19 protein-coding genes and 1 pseudogene are annotated in these 21,617 nt (G+C 46.8%); 5 read left to right on the plus strand and 15 right to left on the minus strand.

The features are described from left to right. Positions 1–400: 400 nt before the first annotated feature. The 3 genes from E1757_RS10520 to E1757_RS10530 form a co-directional block, all read right to left on the minus strand. Positions 401–1,678, minus strand: coding sequence for an ABC transporter substrate-binding protein (locus tag E1757_RS10520; RefSeq protein WP_133227564.1), 1,278 nt, complete (start codon positions 1,676–1,678; stop codon positions 401–403). Between the two features lie 90 nt (positions 1,679–1,768). Continuing rightward, positions 1,769–2,671, minus strand: coding sequence for a carbohydrate ABC transporter permease (locus E1757_RS10525; RefSeq protein ID WP_133227566.1), 903 nt, complete (start codon positions 2,669–2,671; stop codon positions 1,769–1,771). A 20-nt stretch (positions 2,672–2,691) separates the two neighbouring features. After that, positions 2,692–3,576: a carbohydrate ABC transporter permease gene (locus tag E1757_RS10530; protein ID WP_133227568.1), complete on the minus strand. Its 885-nt coding sequence runs from the start codon at positions 3,574–3,576 to the stop codon at positions 2,692–2,694. A gap of 426 nt (positions 3,577–4,002) precedes the next feature. Between E1757_RS10530 and E1757_RS10535 the strand changes: the two genes are divergently transcribed. Next, positions 4,003–4,923 (plus strand): LysR family transcriptional regulator, encoded by a 921-nt coding sequence (locus E1757_RS10535; RefSeq protein ID WP_165972060.1) that lies wholly within the window; start codon positions 4,003–4,005, stop codon positions 4,921–4,923. A gap of 154 nt (positions 4,924–5,077) precedes the next feature. Here E1757_RS10535 and E1757_RS10540 read toward each other — a convergent pair whose 3' ends face one another. From E1757_RS10540 to E1757_RS10550, 3 genes are all read right to left on the minus strand, one after another. Further along, positions 5,078–5,788, minus strand: coding sequence for a YebC/PmpR family DNA-binding transcriptional regulator (locus E1757_RS10540; RefSeq protein ID WP_133227572.1), 711 nt, complete (start codon positions 5,786–5,788; stop codon positions 5,078–5,080). 142 nt (positions 5,789–5,930) lie between these two features. Next, complete coding sequence (locus E1757_RS10545; protein ID WP_133227574.1) at positions 5,931–6,440, minus strand: hypothetical protein; 510 nt, start codon at positions 6,438–6,440, stop codon at positions 5,931–5,933. A 27-nt stretch (positions 6,441–6,467) separates the two neighbouring features. Beyond that, positions 6,468–8,156, minus strand: a complete 1,689-nt coding sequence (locus E1757_RS10550; protein ID WP_133227576.1) for a hypothetical protein — start codon at positions 8,154–8,156, stop codon at positions 6,468–6,470. A 345-nt stretch (positions 8,157–8,501) separates the two neighbouring features. Here E1757_RS10550 and E1757_RS10555 point away from each other — a divergent pair, with 345 nt between their 5' ends. Both E1757_RS10555 and E1757_RS10560 read left to right on the plus strand, forming a co-directional pair. Then, entirely contained in the window at positions 8,502–9,263 is a 762-nt protein-coding gene (locus E1757_RS10555) for a class I SAM-dependent methyltransferase (protein WP_133227578.1), read from the plus strand. A gap of 543 nt (positions 9,264–9,806) precedes the next feature. After that, on the plus strand, positions 9,807–10,217 hold the full coding sequence (locus E1757_RS10560) for a DUF6157 family protein (RefSeq protein ID WP_133227580.1): 411 nt from the start codon (positions 9,807–9,809) through the stop codon (positions 10,215–10,217). 149 nt (positions 10,218–10,366) lie between these two features. On the opposite strand, the gene E1757_RS10565 is transcribed toward E1757_RS10560, so the two are convergent. Further along, positions 10,367–11,488 (minus strand): acyltransferase family protein, encoded by a 1,122-nt coding sequence (locus E1757_RS10565; protein WP_133227582.1) that lies wholly within the window; start codon positions 11,486–11,488, stop codon positions 10,367–10,369. 210 nt (positions 11,489–11,698) lie between these two features. Here E1757_RS10565 and E1757_RS10570 point away from each other — a divergent pair, with 210 nt between their 5' ends. After that, complete coding sequence (locus E1757_RS10570; protein WP_165972061.1) at positions 11,699–12,349, plus strand: response regulator transcription factor; 651 nt, start codon at positions 11,699–11,701, stop codon at positions 12,347–12,349. A 56-nt stretch (positions 12,350–12,405) separates the two neighbouring features. Here E1757_RS10570 and E1757_RS10575 read toward each other — a convergent pair whose 3' ends face one another. From E1757_RS10575 to E1757_RS10580, 3 genes and pseudogenes are all read right to left on the minus strand, one after another. After that, complete coding sequence (locus tag E1757_RS10575) at positions 12,406–14,373, minus strand: sensor histidine kinase (RefSeq protein WP_165972062.1); 1,968 nt, start codon at positions 14,371–14,373, stop codon at positions 12,406–12,408. Positions 14,374–14,398: 25 nt separating this feature from the next. Next, positions 14,399–14,887: a DUF6933 domain-containing protein gene (locus tag E1757_RS35735; protein WP_165972063.1), complete on the minus strand. Its 489-nt coding sequence runs from the start codon at positions 14,885–14,887 to the stop codon at positions 14,399–14,401. A 439-nt stretch (positions 14,888–15,326) separates the two neighbouring features. Then, positions 15,327–15,611 (minus strand): annotated as a pseudogene (locus E1757_RS10580) (hypothetical protein); the annotation flags it as partial. Between the two features lie 23 nt (positions 15,612–15,634). On the opposite strand from E1757_RS10580, the gene E1757_RS10585 reads away from it, so the two are divergent. Then, entirely contained in the window at positions 15,635–16,048 is a 414-nt protein-coding gene (locus E1757_RS10585; RefSeq protein WP_133227588.1) for a helix-turn-helix transcriptional regulator, read from the plus strand. Positions 16,049–16,201: 153 nt separating this feature from the next. Here the strand turns inward: E1757_RS10585 and E1757_RS10590 are convergent, their stop codons facing one another. The 5 genes from E1757_RS10590 to E1757_RS10610 all read right to left on the minus strand — a co-directional run bounded on the left by E1757_RS10590 (position 16,202) and on the right by E1757_RS10610 (position 21,611). Continuing rightward, positions 16,202–17,149: a sugar-binding transcriptional regulator gene (locus E1757_RS10590; protein ID WP_133227590.1), complete on the minus strand. Its 948-nt coding sequence runs from the start codon at positions 17,147–17,149 to the stop codon at positions 16,202–16,204. A 142-nt stretch (positions 17,150–17,291) separates the two neighbouring features. After that, entirely contained in the window at positions 17,292–18,656 is a 1,365-nt protein-coding gene (locus tag E1757_RS10595) for an ABC transporter substrate-binding protein (protein WP_425464834.1), read from the minus strand. A gap of 364 nt (positions 18,657–19,020) precedes the next feature. Next, positions 19,021–19,845 carry a carbohydrate ABC transporter permease gene (locus E1757_RS10600; RefSeq protein ID WP_133227592.1) on the minus strand — a complete coding sequence of 275 codons (825 nt, stop codon included), beginning with the start codon at positions 19,843–19,845 and terminating at the stop codon, positions 19,021–19,023. Beyond that, positions 19,842–20,747 (minus strand): carbohydrate ABC transporter permease, encoded by a 906-nt coding sequence (locus E1757_RS10605; RefSeq protein WP_246079128.1) that lies wholly within the window; start codon positions 20,745–20,747, stop codon positions 19,842–19,844. The genes E1757_RS10600 and E1757_RS10605 overlap by 4 nt, the downstream gene beginning before the upstream one ends. Positions 20,748–20,774: 27 nt before the next feature. After that, entirely contained in the window at positions 20,775–21,611 is an 837-nt protein-coding gene (locus tag E1757_RS10610; protein ID WP_133227594.1) for a metallophosphoesterase family protein, read from the minus strand. Between the last annotated feature and the right edge of the window lie 6 nt (positions 21,612–21,617).

Consider the following 21,617-nt stretch of genomic DNA (forward strand, 5'->3'; position numbering starts at 1 on the left):
TACCATTTTTACCATTTTAACCATCGTACATGTCTTGTTAACGCGAAAACAAGAGTACGAAGAGCTTGGCTTTGATTACTTTGACAAGCGAAAGCGCGACACCTTGATAACCAATTCGGTCAAGAGATTAGAATCCCTTGGTCTTACGGTTACCATTCAAGAACAAGGCGTGTAAGTCATTTTTTAAAATTTTAAAAAAGCAATTACTGGGGTCTAGTTTCCTATTGCCAAAAACGGCTCTAATGGTACGCCGGTTCGGCGTTCTAACGATACAACGACGTATTAATTTTCAGGGCAGAATTTATATGCTTTCAGCGGAGCTGAACCATTCTGATATTGCAAGAAAAGCTACATCTAAAACACGAATGTATCTTCTTCGGAAGGGCTTCGGTCAGAAGCTTTACTTATAAGACTTCATATAATCGGTGACTTCGGCTTGCAGCAAGTCCATTACCTTTTGCGGATCCGCCTTTGGATCGTTGTGCACCGTCTCAATCGCTTTGACGATACCGGACCATATGAGCGCATCGGCCGGATGAATGCCTTCTCCCCGCAAATATTGGGTTTGATCGATGGCAACCTTAAAGTTCGGATCCTTCGTTAAGTGCTCCTTGAAATCGGGCAATTCGTAGGCTGCCTTGTGAACCGGTATATACCCCGTACGCATAGAGTTTTTGGCAGTAATATCCGGGCTCGTCAGAAAGGATACCAGCTTCCAGGCCGCTTCCTCATGAGCTTTATCGGATTTGAATATGCCCAGACCGTTGCCTCCAATGGGTACCCATCGTTCGCTTACCTTCGGCAAATACGCGACGCCAATTTCGAATTTGTCCCCGACCTGTTTTTTCAACGCGGCAAGCGATGCTCCGGAACGGAACAGCATGGCCAGCTTGCCCGCTACGAAATCCTCGCCCGATGTTTTAATTTGATTTTGCGGCATAATTTTGGTTACGTGAACGGCATCTTGAACCGATTTCAGTGTCGCAACCACTTCTTTGCTATTGACATTAGGCGTACCGTCCGGCTTGATCAATTGCCCGCCGCGATTCCATACCATAGCTTGGAAATACCACGGACTGTCGCTGTTCAAGTTTAGTCCCCAATTGCCATTACCGCTCAGCTTTTTACCTGTTTCGATCAGCTCGTCCCAAGTATCCGGCACCTTCAATCCCTGCTTGTCCAGCATCGTTTTATTATAATACATGACCGGGGTGCTGCTTTGAAAAGGAATGACCCATTTCTGGCTTTTATACGTGTACCGCTGCCAAAATCCCGGCAAGATTTGACCGATCTCTTCCTTGGACATAAAGCTCTCGATCGGCAAAAGTCTTCCGCTGTCCGCGATTTGCGGTATCGCATGCCTTTGGCCCAATTGTACGACATGAGGGAGGCTGTTGGATACGATTCCGGCTTGAACTTTTTTGGCCATTTCATCGTAATCGCCCATGAACTCGACTTCTACCTTAATATTCGGATTCGCCGCTTGGAACGCATCCATATAGCCTTTCAGCAAATCTTGTTCCGTCGACCACAGCTTGAGCGTAATAGGCCCGTTTGCAGGAGGTGATCCTTGTGCAGATCCTTGCGCAGCTTCCTGTGAGCCGGTGCCTCCCTGCCCTCCGCAGCCGGATAAAATAGCCAATAAAGCCGCCACCGTCAATACTAAGTTCTTTTTCATACTTCTCTTCCTTTCATTAATGATGTTATTATTTAATATAATTAATTATATAAAAATCATAAAATTAACCCGATCCTCCGCCTTGACTAGTTACTTCAATCCGCTCGTGACCATACCTCGAACAAAATATTTTTGCAGGAACAAGAACAGCGCCAAAATCGGCAAAATAACAAAAGTAGATGCAGCGAGCAGTTGGGGCCACTGCGTCCCTAACTCCTTGTCGATCATATATCTGAGGCCAATTTGCACCGTGCGCATCTGCGTCGTATTCGTCACGAGCAGCGGCCACAAGTAGTTATTCCACGAATGAATAAAAGCAAACAGACTGAGCGTCGCCAAAATGGTTTGAGACAAGGGCAGCACAATTCGGAACAATACCGTAAAATGCGAGCAGCCATCGATTTTGGCCGCATCGAGCAAATCCTTCGGGATCGTTAAAAAGAACTGCCTTAGCAAAAAGATGCCGAACACACTCGTCAAACCCGGTAAAATAAGCGCCAGATGCGTATTGATCAGCCCCAGAGACTTGACCACAAGATAAGAAGGAATCATAGTCGACTCGAAAGGAATCATCGTTGTAGCAATGAATACGAGAAACCAGCCATGCTTTCCTTTGAAATCGACGCACGCAAATGCGTAAGCCGCCATGCTGCATGTAATTAATTGACCCGCTACCGTAGAGACGGAGACCACTAAACTGTTTATAAAAAACCGGTCGAACGGTGCTCTGTGCCATGCTTGTACGTAATTGCTCCAGTGCCATGCGCTCGGCAAGCTCAAGAGTCCCCCGCCGAATATTTCATCCGGCTGCTTCAATGAACTGATAAACATCCAGATGAATGGAAATGCCATGACGAGCGACGCGCCAATCAGAAGCAGATGTTTAAAGATCGACGCTAAATGTCTTACGACCATGGAAGAACTGCCTTGAATGCCTTTAATTCGATTGCGGGAAGCGGATAATCGGCTTATTAGCCCGGTCGAACCATTCACTTGTTTTCCACCTCACTCGTTTATTGATAATGGACCTTGCGGCCGACTAATCTCATTTGCACCCATGTCAGTAAAAGAATAATGCCGAGCAAGACCATGGCAATGGCTGAAGCATACCCCATCTGGAACCGCTCGAACGCATAATTCCACAGATGCATGACAATAAGCTCCGTGCTTCCGGCCGGTCCGCCTTTCGTCATGACATCGATTTGAGTAAATGTCTGCAGCTGCTCAATCGTCAAATAAATAAGAAGAAAGAAAACCGTCGGCGTCAACAATGGAAGCTTGATGCTCAATAAAATGCGAGTAAGGCCGGCACCGTCCATCTTTGCCGCTTCTTCGATATCGGTCGGAATCCCTTGCAGGCCTGCCAAATAAATAACGACACAAAACCCGATATGCTTCCAAATGGCCATAATGGCCAAAGAAATCAAAGCCGTCCTGGAATCATTCAACCATCGCAGCGGCTCCAGTCCAACCCATTTCAACACTGCATTAGCCATACCGTAATCGGGGTGATAAATAAACATCCATACGACAGAAATGGCTACTGTAGAAGTGACAATTGGCGCAAAAAACAATGAGCGGTATATCGAAAGCGCCAGACGGAGTCCCTTATCGAGCAGCAGAGCGAATCCAAGCGACAAGATCATGGAGGCCGGAACCGTCATGACCGCATAAAGCAGCGTTCGAAGCAGCGAGTTATAAAAGCTTTTGTTTTGAAATAAGTTCATGTAATTATCCAATCCTATAAAAAGGGGCGACGGCCTCATCATGTCCCATGAAAACAGGCTTAAGCCTGCACTGTAAAAAATCGGAACGATTACAAACACAAGCAAAATGAGCAGCGAAGGAAGCAACAGGACGTATCCCGCCGTGTTCTCCCTCAGCTTCGCAGCAGACATATCATCACCTCAAATTTGTATAATGCTTTCTTCCATAAAGAACAAACGGCCAAAAATGCTGCGATCCGATCCATGGAGGACATAATTACAAGCAATTAATGCACTCCCGCATGTTAGCTAAGCTCCGTCGCCCTCGAGTGCGACCAAAGTTCCCATCTAACAGCCCACAACCTCTCCTATTTCCTCCGTCTCTCCTTTCACGTGAAGTATACATTTTTATTATAAGTCATTATTTCCAGACGTCGAGTTAACATTTTGTAAATGGGGAAATGTAAATATTATATGTTTAAATGTCGATTCCAGACATAAAATCATCATTTTTTAACAGTTAATTGTAAATATTTTGTTTTATTAATGCATATTGATCTCTTCAGGATAATTTTATACAATATACCTATAACATTTAATTATAGGAATGGTGAGAGCATGCAATTACGCGATATTCAGTACGCGCTAACCGTAGCCAAAGAATTAAGCTTCTCCAAAGCCGCTCAAAAGCTTTCGATCAGCCAGCCTGCATTGAGCCAGTGCATTAAAAAATTGGAACAAGAGCTGCACGCCCCCTTGTTTTTCCGGGAAAACAATACCGTCAAGCTGACAAGCGCCGGAGAGCTGTTTATGAAAGAGGGCAGCGAGATTATGAATAAAAGCATGCGCTTAACGCAGGAAATTTCCGCACTCGCCAATACGCGAGAGGAAAACTTGCGGATCGGGATTTCGCCGTTCTACAGCTACCACTATCTCCCCTGGATCATACCCGCATTCAATAAGCAGTACCCAACGGTCAAGCTGGACATTATGGAGAAGCATTCCGCCATCCTCGAGCAGCTCATCATCAACGACGAAGTGGATTTTTGTATGATTCCGCTCCCCATTTCCCATAAGGAGATTGAGTATCAGCCTATTTACCAAGAGCAAATTCTTTTTGCCATACCTAAAAGCCATGGGCTTAACGCATATTTGACCCCTGCCATGTCCGAGGGACTGCCATTTATCGATTTAAGGCTGGCACAGTATGAACCGTTTCTCTTTCTCAAAAGCGAACAAAAATTTACCCCCATGGGAATGCGCCTTTGCAGCGAAGCCGGATTTACACCGCATATCGTATTCGAGACGATGAACTGGGATACGATAAATGCCTTGGTCGCCACCGGCATGGGGGTTGGGTTTGTACCCGAGATTCTGGTTGGCTCCTCGACCCCGGGCGAACAGCCGACCTATTGCCGTATTATGGCCGAGAATACGACTCGCAGCTACGTTGCAGCTTATAAAAAAGGAAGGAAGCTTTCGAACGCCGCCAATCATTTTATACGCATTGCGAAAAATTCGCTGCACTTCAAAAAATAAAAGCCCGATTTCTCAAGCTTTCCATTCGAAAAAAACGAAAAACTGCCCGAAAAAAAATCGTCGGGCAGTCCTTTTATTAGCTGTCTTTCCGGTTGTTAGCAAAACTACAAACCCGCGCGACGCACGGGTCAAAAAAGTTGTGTCCTTTTTTGCATTATTCCACATTATGATATACCTGCTGCACATCCTCCAAATCTTCCAAAGCATCGATCAACTTATCGAATTGGGCTTGTCCTTCTTCAGGCAATGCGACATTGTTTTGAGCCAACATCGTCAGTTCAGCAATGGCAAACTCCGTAATTCCTGCCTGTTTGAACGATTCCTGAACGGCATGGAACTGCTCCGGATCGGCGTATACCATGACGACGCCGTCTTCTTCGACAATGTCGCGAACGTCCACATCCGCTTCCAGCATAATTTCCATGATATCATCGACGCTCTTGCCCTCAATACCGATGACAGCTGTTGCATCGAACATGTAAGCGACGGATCCGTTCACACCCATATTGCCGCCATTTTTACTGAAGGCTGCGCGTACGCTTGAAGCTGTACGGTTCACGTTATTCGTCAGGGTGTCCACAATGACCATCGCACCGTTAGGTCCGAAGCCCTCATAACGAAGCTCCTCATAAATTTCATCCGAGCTGCCTTTTGCTTTATCGAGAGCGCGGTCAATAATCGCTTTCGGTACATTATAAGTTTTGGCCCGTTCGAGTACAACTTTCAAAGCGCGATTCGCTTCAGGGTCCGGCTCACCCTTCCTTGCCGCTACATAAATTTCAAGTCCGAACTTAGCATAAATTCGACTTGTATTTGCATCTTTAGAGGCTTTCTTCTCTTTAATGTTATTCCACTTACGTCCCACGATTAATCCCACTTTCTATTTTTATTTCACTCTACAATATAATAACCGATTTTTTTAAATGGGAAAACTATATACAAATGACAAAATCTCCGCCAAGTCAATCGGCTAGCGGAGATTCATCAAAACTTCCTATATTCTGAGTCTAAAGTTTAAAGTTCGAATCCTCGGCCAAATTCAGCAACGTGTCGATGAACAGGTACAATTGATGAACAATGAGGGCGTTTTGGCGATCAAAATGCTCCATAGCAATCTGGCTGCCAAGCCATTCGCGATTTTGGATCGTATTATGTTTAAAATAGAGCACGCCGGTATCCTTAAACAAGCCAAACCCGCCGAGCGGAAGTTGGATGTTGATTTTAACTATTTCCGTCATCAGCTTGTTATGAGCTTCGGAAGGAACGTTGTTCTTGATCACTGCAAAAGATTGTAAAATATAAATCCCTTCCTGGGAGAACGATTCGAGACCCGGCAAAAAACAAAGCTCCAGATCAATTAGGGAGCTTCGCTCGCCAATCTCATCAAACCGTAAAATTAAAGAAGGATAAGGCGAATCTTGGGTCGGCTCGGCCCAATGGTTTACGATTTTGCGTTCATTATAGTACTGCTGAAACTGACGGAGAAAAGAGATTGGATAATCGTAAAAGGACGCCATGAAAAATACCCCCTACCGAATCTTGTGTTACGTGTGCAGTTTTTTGGCGATCAGATCTTTTCCCGGCTTTTTCTTGGCCTTATCGACCTTAAGTCCAAGACCTTCAATTACGGATTGGCACTCTTCATCCTGGCCGAGAACCCCTCCTTCATACAGCATGGAAGCGAGGTCGGTTACGAGCTGCGCGTAGCACTGGTCGACATTGTTGAAGCCCTGGGCCTCAAGCAATTGTTGCCGTACCTGCTCCTTTTTAAGTCCCGCATGTTCCGGCTTGGCCATTTCTTTATCCAGATTCAGCGCTTTATCGACAAAAGCTTCCTTACGTTTCGATTTCTTGTAAAATTTGACGAGCGCCCCGATCCCGCCGATAATCGCTGCTGCCGCCAGCAGGATAGGTCCGGCCGGCGACGCCGCTGCAGCCAACAGCACGGCGCCTCCTGCAATCATAAGAGCTCCTTTGGCGGCCGTAGTGGCGCTCTTGCTCTTATTCATCGCCTGGGTGGAGCCGCCGAGATGTGCAGCCAGACTCAGATCCCGCTGATGCTGATCCGTCTCGGATTTGGAATTGAATTTATTTTCAAGGTTATTCAGGTTCCTCTGGTTTTTGCCGCTTTCTATGTAACCTGCAACTCCGCCCGCCAAATAAGCGGCGCCTCCGATCACCCCGGCCGTGCCTGCCGCAATAGTGGCCGCTCCACTGGCAGCCATGCCGCCCAACGTTCTTGCGCTGTTCACCGTGCCTGCCGAAAATCGGGTTAGATCGGCTGCGCCCCCGGAAGCTTCGGTACCGGCCAACTGCGCTTTTTCGACTGCAGACAGGCTGGAGTCGTAATTTTGCGAAGCGTTATAAATTTGCGATATGGAAGCTACACCGCTAAGCGCGCCTGCCGCGGGTGCAACCGAATTGGCTACGCCTAAGGCTCCGCCGGCCCCCAGACCGCTGCTTATCGTGGCGCTTCCCGATACTCCGCCCGCCGCCGCGGAGGTTCCGATTGCGGTATAGGAGGCATAATCGCGCGTACCATCGGCGTTATAGTTCTTAATGTTTTTAGCTTTCGCTTCACGGCTGATTTCAGAGAACCGGTCCCAATCCAGCGTCTTAGTGAAAACACCGGTCAGCATGGTGTCTCTCACCTTCTCAATACTGGGAGAGCGCTCATTGTTGCACATAGCTTTAATCGCGAACATTTTTTCACCGGCAGAAAGATCGTCAAAATATCCGAACAGCCCGCTCTTCTTTTCCGTTTCCGCCCGGGCCTTCAGCCATTTGTAAACTACATGATAGTTGGAAAAATTGCTCAAATCCTTGGGAGACTCCGGTCGCGCCTTTGCTTCGGCAGAAGCTGCAGGAGCTGCAGGTCCCGCAGCCGCTGGTCCAGCCAATGCCGGCCCGCCAGATCCAAGTTCAACATCACCCGAAACTACGGCCGGGGCTGCCTCGGAAGCATCCGTTGTCAAAGGAGGGGCGGCGACAGCAACAGGAGCTCGTTGAATAGCTGACTTGTCCGCACGATGCGAAGGGGATAGCATTCGCTGTACAGCCTGATTGCCGATAACCCGATGCATATACAAAACGTTTTCATTGGACAATGCCATTGGCCTCATCCCTGAAGCGCTGCCCATTGCCGCCATCTCCTCGGATCGCTGCTGTTGGGCAGGGCCCCGGCCGGTCGTCGTATTTTTTGCCGTACTGTTTGTTTTGGAATGCTCGAGCATAACGATTTTTTCGCCCCCTTGGGTACACCTCATTTCATAATAGCATTTCCAGGAGAGAAAATAAGAGAATTGATGAATATTTTATGAACGAACCAGCATAGGGCAACTAAAGATTAAGTTTCCCGAAAGCAACCGCAATGTTCCATCCATCCCTGCCTCGCATTAATTGATTTGCAGCTTGGGAGCATATTCAAGCTTGACGAATTAGCCTAACGCTCTCTATCATGGAACTAACGGTTAGGGTTTTCCCTTATTTTCATTATTTTTCCATTTTCTTGCATGAAGATTGGAGTTCGGTCTGCGTTTGAAAAAAATGGCGCGATTTCGCAAAGGGAGGAATGGAGGATGGCTGAAGCCCGATATCATCGAGGAAACTACGGCATCGACGCTCCAAAAGTTGTCCGCAACCTGGCGCTCCTCGGAATTGGCTTTCTGATTATCGGCATTGCGGCGTTTTTTGTTTTTCCGGAAAGATTGCACTGGCTTGGCGCGACAATCGGCACTGTTCTGCTGATCTCGTTCCTGGTCGTAATCGTCGAATCGCTGTATATGATATGGAGCAGTAAAATTGGGAAATACCGTATGCGGGAGAAATTGCTCGACCTCGTTCAGCTTCGCGGGGACGAGTTGCTGCTTGACGTCGGTTGCGGCAGAGGCTTGGTCTTGACCGCGGCGGCACGCAGATTGCCGATGGGGAAAGCGTACGGCATCGACATCTGGAACAAACAGGACCAATCGGGCAACGACCCGGAAGCGACCAAGGAGAACGCCCGGCTGGAAGGGGTAGCCGAACGCGTTGAAGTGGTGAACGGCGACATGCGAGCCATTCCGTTTCCCGACGCCCATTTCGACGTGCTCGTTTCCTGTTTGGCTGTCCATAATATTTACAATCGTGAGGAGCGGCGTAAAGCATTAAGCGAAATGATGCGGGTATTGAAACCGGGAGGCCGGGTGGCGATCCTCGACTTCCAACATTCGCGGGAATACGCGGATGCTCTCTTTGAGCTCGGAACGTTCGATGTCCGAATATCCGGTCCATATTGGACGATGTTTCCTCCAGTGCGGATCGTTACCGGAAGCAAAAGGACGAAGCAAACATCACTGTGAGGAAAAGGAAATTTAATAGCTGTAGCGAATAATAATTTTTGAGAGGCAACTATATAAGTTGAACTAATGGTTTCGTTTCATTGGAAAGGATTTATTCCAAAGCAACGATTGAGAAAGGATGATAGGAAAAACTGCCATTGTACATCTTTTCTTCTGCTCATCAATTCGCGTGATTAAATTCCTGAGAAACTGCATGTTTTCTCCGCTTCCGCTTCTGATCGATCCATAATCCGTGAGAACACCTGCATATTTGCAGGAATTCCTTATGAACAAGTCATTTCGATAAAAAAAGCCTGCATTATTGTAGGAATTTCGTTTTACTGGAGCAAAATCATCTGCTGGATTATGTATGTTCTATTGCTTTACACGCACGTGGGTTTCTTTGGTTCAACTTATATAGAGGGTTAAATAATTAACGGAGGGAAGGTTATTTATGCTCGAAACAATTATGTTCAATAAAATCCCTGCAGAAGCCATTCAAAAGCCATTGTCTTGGTACAAGAATACATTCGGTATAACATTCAGGTTCTCACGGGTTACACCATGAAAGATATGAATTATTACGGTACTTTTATTGAAGTTGCCGAAGACTGCCCTGTCAGAGTGGCTGAGCTCCCAAAAGCAAAAGGTGACGCTAAGACCATACCTCTTTTGGAGTACGAGATGATTGCGAATCATCCCTACCAATACACGCAGGAAGATGTGCTATTTGGCGTATTTGCTCAGCGCAACAAAATAATGGAGGCGCAAAGGCAAGCCGCGCGTGAGAAGTTTTTCTCCAAAGGGCAGCCCTGTCTTCGTGCCTCGTCTTTGTGCAAGCGTTACGGTTGGGGTATTCATCATGATGCGCAGGGCAAAGTGGCGCTCTATGCAGTCGAATCAGATGAATATAAAAAATTCATGAACGACGCCAGTATAAAGCATTTAAAGGCGATGCGCTCAAGTCGCGCGTAGTTTATCCGATTACGACTTTATCGGGCTAAGACCCCCGCCTCTAAGGTGGGCCTTGAATCAGGTGGGGTAGAGTCCCCATCTGATTCCCCGATGTTCAGCAAAGCTGAACGAGTTGAATACGGGTATAATTCCCTATTTCCTTGTGACGTTCAAACCACCTTCTTTACGCCGGGAATCCGCCGAATGAGTGATGCTGCCGTATAAGAAAGCATGACTGCGGCGCAACCGACCAATACGAATTTCACGATCGGACTCCAGGCCAGAAAACGAAGCGCAAAGGCTGTATAGGTCACAAAAAACGCATGAATGATATAAACGAGAAACGCATTGGCGGCCAGCCATCCGGTTAACCTGTTTGCCGGTCCGTTCCAGCGCTCGCGAAACCACACCAACAGTGCGTAGGAAATCCCCAACCCCATCAACGGATCGATTATGGAATAAAAAGCCGCTTGCCAATGCATTCCTCCCATGAACAATGAAATATCGCCCTCCATTGCTCCTCCAAGCGCCATCCCCGCAATCATCAGGACGATCAGTATAATGGCCGTCCATTTCCATTTCCGGGCCGCGTCTGCGGTGAGCTGCTGCAGCCAGTTCCCGCGATAGGCAGCAATGCCCGCCATGAATAAGCCAATGTAGGCCGGAAAATAGGCCAATTGCAGATTCAACACTTCGGTTCCGACAGGATATACCAAGCGCACAATAAAATTCGCCGCGGTAACGGTCACAACATAACATGCTACCAGATGCGGCGTTAAGGCCAGAGGTTCGCTGCGGAGTTTGCCATTGATCAGCAGACGAAAACCGGCATATCCGGTGAAGAACAGCAGCAGTGCGACCAAGTACCACAACGGTCCGATTGCAAATTCGATTATACCCCGAAGCGGATGAAGGATAACCTCCTCTTTTATGAATTTCCCCAGCGAACCTTTATAGCCCGTGGCTACATACCGCAGAAGCGGAGCGATCACCAGCATAAAAAACAACAGCGGAATACCGAACCGAAACAGGCGCGCCTTAAGGAAACGGCTAACCCCTTGGCGATCGTAGGAAGCAGGCGTCACAAAACCGGAAATGAAAAAGAACAAACCCATAAAAAACGATTGGTTGACAGCCGTAAAGATCGTCAGCAGCGTGTTAACCGCAATATTGTCCTGATGCTCGTAATAAGACCAGCTTCCCGACCCGCCATAAATGATCGCCGTATGGTGAAGCACAACCAGCGCCGTCATGAATACTTTTAACCGATCCAGATAGATCAACCGCTTCATTTTGCATCCCCTTTTCGATCGTCATGCGTCTATCGTAACATGGCGATTGCAGGAAGCTCACCGAAAGAACGAGGAAAAACCGCGCAAAACTTTTCTTCGGTACCGAAGGATGTTTTTTCGGTCTCTCCGGGAACAGTTGCGGTGTCTCAAAACGACCGGTATGGTATAATAAAGTAATTCTCAAGGGAGTGTCATGTGGGGGAATCCGTTGTGAAACATATATTATTGGTAGACGATCACCGGACGTTTTTGGCAGGAACCGCCATCATTCTCGAAAAAAACGGCTTCCATGTGACGACCGCGTCAAGCGGAACGCAAGCGCTTGGGTGGATGGATCAATCCTCTTTCGATCTGTACGTGTATGATCTGAAACTGCCGGGGATGAATGGCTTCGAATTAACGGAAGCTACCTTGCAGCGCGACCCGGACGCGACGATCGTCATATTGACCGGCGAGGACATCTCGGAGCATTACGACCGGCTGATCGAGCTGGGGGTAACCGGCATCGTAGAGAAATCTCTCGGCGAACATGAATTCATCGTCAGTCTTCAATTGGCCCTACAGCAACTAACCGTTATTCCCGTTCATCTCGCCAGACAGTTGAGAAGCAAAGAAGGCCGCTACTTCGACCCGTACTTGGAAGCCAAGGGCGCGAACCGGACATTATCGGATAAAGAAGTCGCCGTCTTGAAGCTGATCGCTCAGGGATATAAAAATAAAGAGATTGCAGACCGGCTTTTCATGAGTCAGCGCAATGTCGAATATGTGATCTCCCATCTGTTCGAGAAACTGGGTGCGGCCTCCCGCCAGGAAGCGGTCATGAAGGGGATCGAATTGAAGTGGCTGAACCTGGATGCATAGTTCGTTAGCGTGTATGCTGAATGCTGCCGGATTGCAGCCAAACCGGCCGTTACAGCTCACGGTTCAACGCAATAGACCGGTACGGAACATCGGACCATGACCCCACGACCGGGCTCCGACTGTACCGACAGTTCCCCTCCGATCATACGGATTCGCTCCGCCATGCCTCTTAATCCGAAACGATTCGTGGACGCGAAATCGATATCGGGCTCCATGCCTTTTCCGTCATCCGAATATCGGATATGCAAAACTCCTTCCTGCTGCCCGACCTCCAATGTCACCCGGCTAGCTTCCGAATGCTTCATCGCGTTATTGATGAGTTCCTGTACGACTCTATAGATCGCCGTTGTTTGCTCGTCACTGAGAGATGCAGTTATCGGCAGAGCATGGAAATCCAACTGAAAATCGGCCCGCAGGCGAGTCTGCTCCATCAGCTTGGAAACTGCGTGCAGCACGCCTTGATCGGATAAAAAAGACGGCATCAGCTCGCGGCATGTTTCCCGGATCATGAACTCGGCGTTATCCAAACCGAGCCTTATCTGTTCCTTGTCATCCTGCGACCATTGTCCGGCCGGCGTTCGATCCAATATTCGGCGGATATGGAGCAATTCCTGCAGCGCTTCGTCATGAAGATCGGAAGCCAGCCGTTTCCTTTCTTTTTCTGCCATCTGCATAAACAGCTTGGACAGCCAGGGTGCCCGTTCCGCCTGCCTTTGCTCCATTTCCTTTAATCGGCCCTCAAGCAATTGAAAGTATTCATAAAAGATCGATACATATTTAGACATGAGCAATAAAGCGAATTTTTCTCGTTCTTCAACTAAGATCGGACCGCCATCCGCTGAATACACCGCCAAAAAAAGCCTCGTCTCATCCGTACCTCCCGCCGACCCCAATACCATGGAGGGAGTAATAATCGCCTCTCCGGAGGAAACCCGATTCCGTTTTGAACGAAGCGTCTCGCCAATGTCCTCCTCAAGGGAGACAGGTCCGTCGGCTCCTTCAAAACCGACAAAACCTTTTGCTTCGTCGTACTTCACCAATGCAAAGGTATGCGGCTGGAAATATCGTTGTCCTTCGCGGATGATGCATTTCTCCCAATCGGCGACCCGGTAGGTCCGCAGCAGCACGGACAGCAATTGATCTAAACGCTGCCGGGTATCCACTTCCTGTTCCAGGGCGGCGTTCTTCGCCCGAATTTCTTCGGAAACGGACCTATTGTCTTTAATCGTCTGGACGAACCGGCGGAAAAACAATGTTCCAAACACAGCCAACAGCGCCAGCAGCGCCCACGGGAATGTGTCCTCCAGACATTGCTCCCAATACACCATACGATAACCGAGACTGTGCCCCTCGATTTCCTCCAGCAAATCTTTCACCGGATCAGGCAGCAGAACGATCGAAAACAAGACGAACCCGGCCGCAATCCGTCCGAGTTCCGGTTGATCTTTTTTCCGGCGTAATAAAGATAAAAATTGCGTTAAGCAGAGCGCCATGTTTATGAAAACGTAACCCAGGAACAGCAGGTTTAGGACGACGAGCATGGAAACGTCAACTGCCAACAGCAAGGCTGCAAAAACTGTTGTCCAAAGCACTCCGCCCGCCCACAGGAACATACGGGTGATCGGTCTATTTGCGGTTTCCAGCAGATAAGCGATAAAGGAGAAGGCCAGAAAAGCGATACCGTACTTGATAACCAACGAGCCGTAAGGAATTTCCGGAAAAGGGCCGAATAACAACACTTTGTCCTCCCAATCCCAAAACAGCTGCAGCGATGTCAAAAACGAGATCACGCCAAGATCAAGATAACCGCGCTCCCGGGGGAGAACGGCAAACATCGCCCAGAAGACGACCGCTATGAATATAAACAACAAAATGAATACGGCATCGTCCAAATGGGAGCGAAAACGGTTGAACGTATCCGACACGCCGTCAAGCGGCTTCATCAGTGTATAGTTAATCAAACCGTTCATCCCGAAGAGGATGAGCGCTGCCACTGCTACCTTTGCCATAGTTTTCATTGTCATATAAATGTTCTCATTTCTCCTGGTCTCAAAACTGTTTAACAAGTTGTTTCCTGAACACGTCAATCGGCTGGGCATAATCAATCGGTTTATATATAAAAGTGTTGTTCCATTTATTTCTATCATTCATGTTGGCAAATTCCTTATGTATCTCTTTTGATACTAGTACAATTTCGTTCATCGTACTTATCACGCTTCGATTATTTGTAGATGTTATGATCATTTCTTTACCATTATTTAAGTAGGACTCTATCAGCCGTTCATCAATTCCTTCACTCAATAAATAGTGCCGTAATTCCTTGAAAAATATATCATTTAAATTTTTGTATTGAGTGCTTCTAATACCCGTTACCATCAGACTTAATCGCGAAAGATCATTCATAAATACGATACACTTTCTTCTATTCAGCATGAAGATGTTAGTATGCCAACTAAAAAACGGGTCAGAGATATCAATGCCGGTTGGATTTATTTTCAATTCTTTTAATAAGTTTTTTGTTGCCCGAATGACAATCACAGTATAACCCCTTCTTTATTGATGATTTTATAATTGTTAATTATTCATTTGTTTGCTTTACAGTTCCAGGTATCCCATTCTTGCTATTGTCTTTATTATAATTCAGATTCGACCCGAGTGTTAATAATTATTGTCTGTATAAGTTGAACCAATAAAGCGTGTCCATTGCATTCCAAAAGGGATGGCCTTGCAGCTTCAGGCATCTTGTTTTGAGTTTCCTTGATCTTATAGGCCTTCGGCTAGAAGAAACTCAAAGCCAAAACTCGCCTGCAAGACCATTCCCTTTTTCCATTTCATTTGGTTTATCTCGGATGTTCTTTGGTTCAACTTATATTATATAAGAAAACCTCTATCGAGGCCTTTCCACGATGAGCGACCGCGATTTAAGATAGAAAGCTTCAGCTCAGCTGAAAACTTATACTTTCATTATAAAAAAAGATCAAATCCCTTTTTGTAAGATGCGGGACTTGACCTTATTTCTCATGTTATCGTTACTTTTCAATATGCCTAAATATTGTTTCCACGGCCCAACGTCCTCCCTGTATCTCTCGGCCATTACACGAACGATTTGAGCCGTATGCGTTAAATCATGTACAACCCACGTAGAAAGCAATTCTCTAACCTTCACTGCACCAAATGCAGGGTGCACGCCCGTCAATTCAAGATGCGATTCCAGTTCAATAAGAACCTTAAGTTTGCTAATATTCTGCATTATGAGAGCTTCTGCGGGCGGAGCAGATCGATGCAGTGTTCTCTGTCTCCACTTTGGAGGAGCTGGGGGGCATAATCGGCGCGTACTTATTTCACTTATTGTCCGTGACCCGGGAATTAAGAAATTCAGGAAACAACGCCGTCGTCGAAAAAACGAAAGATTTCATTCACTCGCATTACAGCCGGAATATTACACTGGACATGATCGCCAAGGAAGTTTTCGTTTCTTCTGTGTATTTGAGCTTCCTATTCAAGCAGGTGGAGTCGATCAATTTAACCGATTACTTGACCCACGTCCGTATGGAGCAGGCCAAACGGCTCCTTCAAACCACTGCGCTTAAAACTTACGAAATCGCCGGCCAGGTCGGTTATCATGACGAGAAATATTTTAGCCGGATATTTAAGAAGAAATTCGGGCTCACACCTACGGAGTACCGGAATCAGTTTTAAGGCATGGAAACAGGGGCGATCCCAAGGTCTAAAACCTGGGGATCGCCCCTGTTGCGTCATACGACATATTTTGACAAAATCATGGCCGCAGCTTTGAATACTGCTGTAGCTGCTTGTCCGGACTCAGCCTCAAGAACCGGCATTCCTTCCCTGTTACAGCAGCGACATGGCCGTCTCTTCAGTGGTAATGAGAACATTGACGAGTTTGCCTTGCAGCGCCCCCGCAATCGCATTCGTTTTCTCGCTTCCATAGGCAATGCCAATCCGAAGCTCGATGGCCATAAAATCGGCAGGAGAAGCTCCTACCACACGTTGACTTAACCCGGGATTCGAAAATTGACCCTGACTATTATAAAAGTGAAAAATAACATCGCCTACGCTTGTTTTGGATAACTCGCTGCTGTCCAGTCCAGGCACGAGATTCGACGAGATGATGGTGGCATCCTCGCCCGTACTGCCGATTCCTACTACGGCAACGTTAACATTGCTTAGCTCCTTGAATATGTCTTGAATGTTCGGATCGCTCAAAAAATTCGCCTTGCTTTCAACGGTTGAAGCGACAGCCGGCGCCGGAAAAAACACCGCTTTGGCTCTGAGCGCCTGGGCCCACGTTTGAATAACCGAGGCTGCGGGCACCAAATCTTCTTTGGCTCCAGACCCCCCGGATAGCTGAACAATCTTCAAGGCCGGCCTGGCATCGCATAAATGCATCTGGACGCCGACATTAAACACGGTTTTTCCCCATCCTAAGCCAATCGCGCCATTGGAAGGCAGTACGGAATCCAAATATTGGCTAGTAAGGAACTCAAAAGAATTTACCGCATTGTCTTTTCGAAAGACTACGCAATCCTTCAAGCCGAATTTGGTCAGCAATTGATTTTCTATGGCCGAGCATCTATTATTGTCCAGATCGGAACGTATTTTAAACTGGATAATTCCTCTCTCCCGCGCTTCATTTAAAAAACGTGCGATAGATGAGCGGCCAAAATCCAGCTGCTCCGAAATCTCCTGTTGACTTAAGCCCAACACATAATACATGCGGGCCACACGTTCTAAAAAACTATCCTTCAGCTGTGTTTCTTCATTTGACTTTTTCGCCATAATAACCCCGCCACCGAAAAAATGTTATTTATCTGTTATTTAACATGATCCAACAGAACTGGAAAAGAGTCGGATCTATAATGAAAATTATATCAATAGGCAAGTTCGTTATCAAATTGTAGAAGCCGTCTTGATTGGACCGTTATTGTTTCACGGTTTTGTTATATTGCTGAATTTTTGACGTTATCGTTTTGGCTGTAGCATCAAGCGCTTCCTTCGGCGTTTTCTTGTTATTCAGCACTTCCTCCACCGCTCCTTCCACCAGCTGTCTTGCTTCCGGAAACACTCCCATAACTCCTCCTTGCGTTGCGAGCGTCAATTTGGTTTGATGCAGCTGATCGACAGCGGTTTGAAATTGCGGGTACTTTTTCATATTATCCTTAACGCTCTGCTCATCATAAGCCTTTACAGTGACTGGGAAATAGCCTGTGCTGATGTGCCAATAAGCCTGCTCCTTGGGGCTGGACAGAAACTTTATAAATTCCCATGCCGACTGCTGCTCGCTATCCGAGCGATTATTCATCATCCATAAGCTGGCGCCGCCTACCACGATACCTCCGCCTTCTTTGACATCGGCCGGTTTCGGTAAAAACCCGGTGCCCACTTCAAACTTGCCCGAAGCATCTTCGACGATCCCTTTCAGCGCCGCGGTCGTATCCAGCATAATGCCTACTTGACCGCTTGCAAATGCTTTTCTGGTATCGCCGGCATTACGTCCAAGGTTGATTAATGCTTTACTGTCCAGCATACTCTTCCACCAGGTCAATACTTTTAAGCCCGGTTCCGTGTTCAAGAGCGATTCTGTTGCCAGCGACTTTCTTCCGTTGCCGTTATTCACATACTCCGCATTTTGATTGGCAAAAAGCTGCTCCATAAACCATCCATTAATCTGAATGGTGATCCCGTTGGCTTTACCGGATTTGGCAATAGCTTCAGCGGCTTGCTTTACATCCTCGAATGTTTTCATAGGCTTTTCCGGGTCCAGACCAGAAGCCTTCATAATATCTTTATTGAAATACAGCAGCGGATTCGAGGTGTTGAACGGCATGGAGTAAAGTTTATTATCGATCGTATAATATCCGATTATATTAGGCTCCAATTGGGATACATCGTATTTATCCGCATCAATAAACTTTTGCATCGGCGTAATCGCTTTTGAATCGATCATGAAACGGCTTCCAATTTCATACATCTGGACAACAGTCGGACCTTCATTGGAGCCCATCGATGTCTTCAGTTTGTTAAGCAGCTCATCGTAGGTTCCCTGGTAAATAGCCTCCACCTTCACTTTGTTCTGGGAACCATTAAAATCCGCTACCATTTGATCGACAACTTTCGTATTCGCCCCGCCCATAGCGTGCCAAAAAACAACCTTTTTAGGACCTGTAGAGCTTTCCGCCTTGGCTCCTCCCTGTTCCGGAGCGGAACCTCCATTGCACGCCACTGCAAAAGCCATTACGCTTGCCAGCATCAAACTTGCGACCCCTTTTTTCCTCATCATTCCCATTCATCTCCTTCATACAATTTGTTTTTATGATAATGATAGAATCTATAAGTTTTCAGCGGAGCTGAAGGATTCTATCATTTCAAGTAAAGTTACCGCTATAACACGAATGTATCTTCGTCGAAAGGTCTTCGATCGCATGCTTTACTTATAATGATAGAATCTATAAGTTTTCAGCGGAGCTGAAGGATTCTATCATTCAAGTAAAGTTACCGCTATGACACGAATGTATCTTCGTCGAAAGGTCTTCGATCGCATGCTTTACTTATAATGATAGAATCTATAAGTTTTCAGCGGAGCTGAAGGATTCTATCATTTCAAGTAAAGTTACCGCTATAACACGAATGTATCTTCGTCGAAAAGGCTTTTATCCTTTCACAGCACCCGCTGTAATACCTCTTACCAGCTGCTTTATACCGAGTGCAAGCAGTAGAAAAGAAGGCAGCAATACTAAGGTGGTGCCTGCAAGAATCATATTCCAAGCCATGACTTCCGCATGCTGAAGCATCGCTACCCCGATTTGAACGGTTCTCATCGAAGGGCTGTTCGTAATTAAAAGCGGCCATAAATAATGATTCCAGTGGGTGAGGAAAATATACACGCCTAATGTAGACAGCGCCGGCCTTGAAAGAGGAAGGACAATCGCTGTGAATCTCCGCAAATGACCGCAGCCGTCCATTTTGGCCGCATCAAACAATTCCTGCGGCAGCTGCATTAAAAACTGACGGAGCAGGAAAATGCCGAACGCACCTGCCATAAAGGGAACAATCAAACCTTGATAGCTATCCATCCAGCCCAACGACTTGATTGTCAAGTAATTGGGAATAATCGTCACTTCCCACGGGATCATCATGGTCGCCAAAAAAAGCAGGAAAATGATGTTTTTTCCGATAAAATTCAAAAATGAAAACGCATACGCGGCCAAGCTGGAAGTAATAATCTGACTGAGCATAATTATCGAGGAAACAATAACGCTGTTCGCAATAAAGCGGATAATCGGTATCGTTTCAATCGCTTTTGCATAATTGCCCAAATAAAACTGTGACGGGATTAACGGCGGCGGAAAGCTCGCTACCTCGTTCTCGGTCATAAAGGATGAAAACACAGTGAAAATTAGCGGATACAGGACAAGGACGGCAAAAAACACAAGCAACAAATAAAGCAGAGCATCCGACATTTTTTTCAGGCTCATTGATAATGCACCTTCTTCTCCAAAACGGTAAACTGCAGCAAGGTTAAAGCCAGTATGATCGCAAACAATACCAACGCCTGGGCGCTCCCCGTACCAAATCGGAAATTAACGAACGCGTCCTGGTATATGGAATAGACGATCACGTTGGTTGAATTCATCGGGCCGCCTCTCGTCAAAATATTGATTTGGCCAAAAGCTTGAAAAGCCCCGATCACCGATACAATCAGCGAGAAAAAGAGGGTGGGCGATAACAATGGCAAAACAATTTGAATAAACGTCCGCACCGGTCCCGATCCGTCTATTTTCGCGCTGTCGTATACTTCTTCCGGGATTCCCTGCATGCCGCTGGACAACACGATGTATAGAAACCCCATATTCATCCATATAGTCATTAATGAAACCGAAATAAGCGCCCATGAAGGATCTGTCAGCCAATGGATGGCCGGAATGCGGGCCAGGCTCAAGAAGTAATTTAACATGCCGACCGTCGGGTGAAACAACAGCCCCCAAATGATGGAGCCGGTACCTACGGAAATGGCAAGCGGAAGCGAGTAAATAAATTGAAATGCCTTTGTATAGCGAAGCTTGTTATGCGTAAGCGCTGCTAACAGCAAGGACCAGAGTATAGTCGTCGGGACGGTAAGCAGTATAAATAGTAAGGTGGTCCATAAGCTCGAATAAAATTGGCTCGTTTGAAACAAATCGAAGAAATTTTCCAAGCCTACAAACTCGATGACATTTCCGCGCGGATCTGTCAGCGTCATGCTAAGGTAAATGGAACGAATCATCGGATAAAATAAAAAGCTTATGAATAAAATCAACGCAGGAGCAAGCATTCCATACGCAAGCACATTTTCGGCCAGCCTGTTCCTTCGATTAATGGCAGCTCGGTTTGAAGACAATCGGCATCGTCCTTTCCTCGGTCTTTGTTATCGGCCATTCAAATTTATTTCCAGGTTCAAGTCGCCTTGCTCGCCTTCAGCTGATGCTGTCGGCTTGAAATGACTCATCTTCCCTGTAATGAACTCTGCCTGCTGAAGCCAAGTCTCGTTCTTTACATGCAACATCGAGACTTTAAGCTTTTCATCCTTCAATTCAACCATCCGAAATGCCAAAATATCGAGGAACGCAGCGGTTTGAATGAAATGCCACCGGTCCTTCTTGACAATCGAATTCACATGATTGTGTCCGCAAAAATAATAGCCTTCTCCTTGCTTCTTGCTTAATACGGACCACAAGTCGCACTCCGGATCGATCCTATGCATCGGTTTATCCGACAATCGCGTCGTCCAGGGCAGAGGATGATGACCGAACACAAGCATCGGTTGATTGCCCGAGGCGTCAATCAGCTTCTCCAACCACTCCAATTGCTCCGTATCCACGGTTCCCCCAAAGTCCTCTACATTCATCTCTTTGGTTGTATCAAGAAATACAAGCAGCGCTTGTTCCGTCTGAATCGAGTGGGTGCGCTGCCCGGAAGTGATGGCCGTAATATCCGTTTTGGCCAGCGAGATGGTATCATGATTCCCCAGTATATGGATAAAATTTCTATGCGTTGTCGAAGCCTTTATGGCATGATAGACAGCCCGCAGCTCCTCAGGACGCCCTTCATTCGTTAAATCGCCCATTGATATATGGTAGTCGCCTTCCGCCTGCATAAACGTATCTATGATTTCTTGGAAAAAGGTATCCCGAGCCTGCTTCAGCTCTTCGTCTCCGTCGGGTAATCCCGGATAATGAAGATCGCCCATGATCACTAATTTCATATTGAG

The organism is Paenibacillus piri (assembly GCF_004354045.1).
Lineage (GTDB): Bacteria > Bacillota > Bacilli > Paenibacillales > NBRC-103111 > Paenibacillus_S > Paenibacillus_S piri.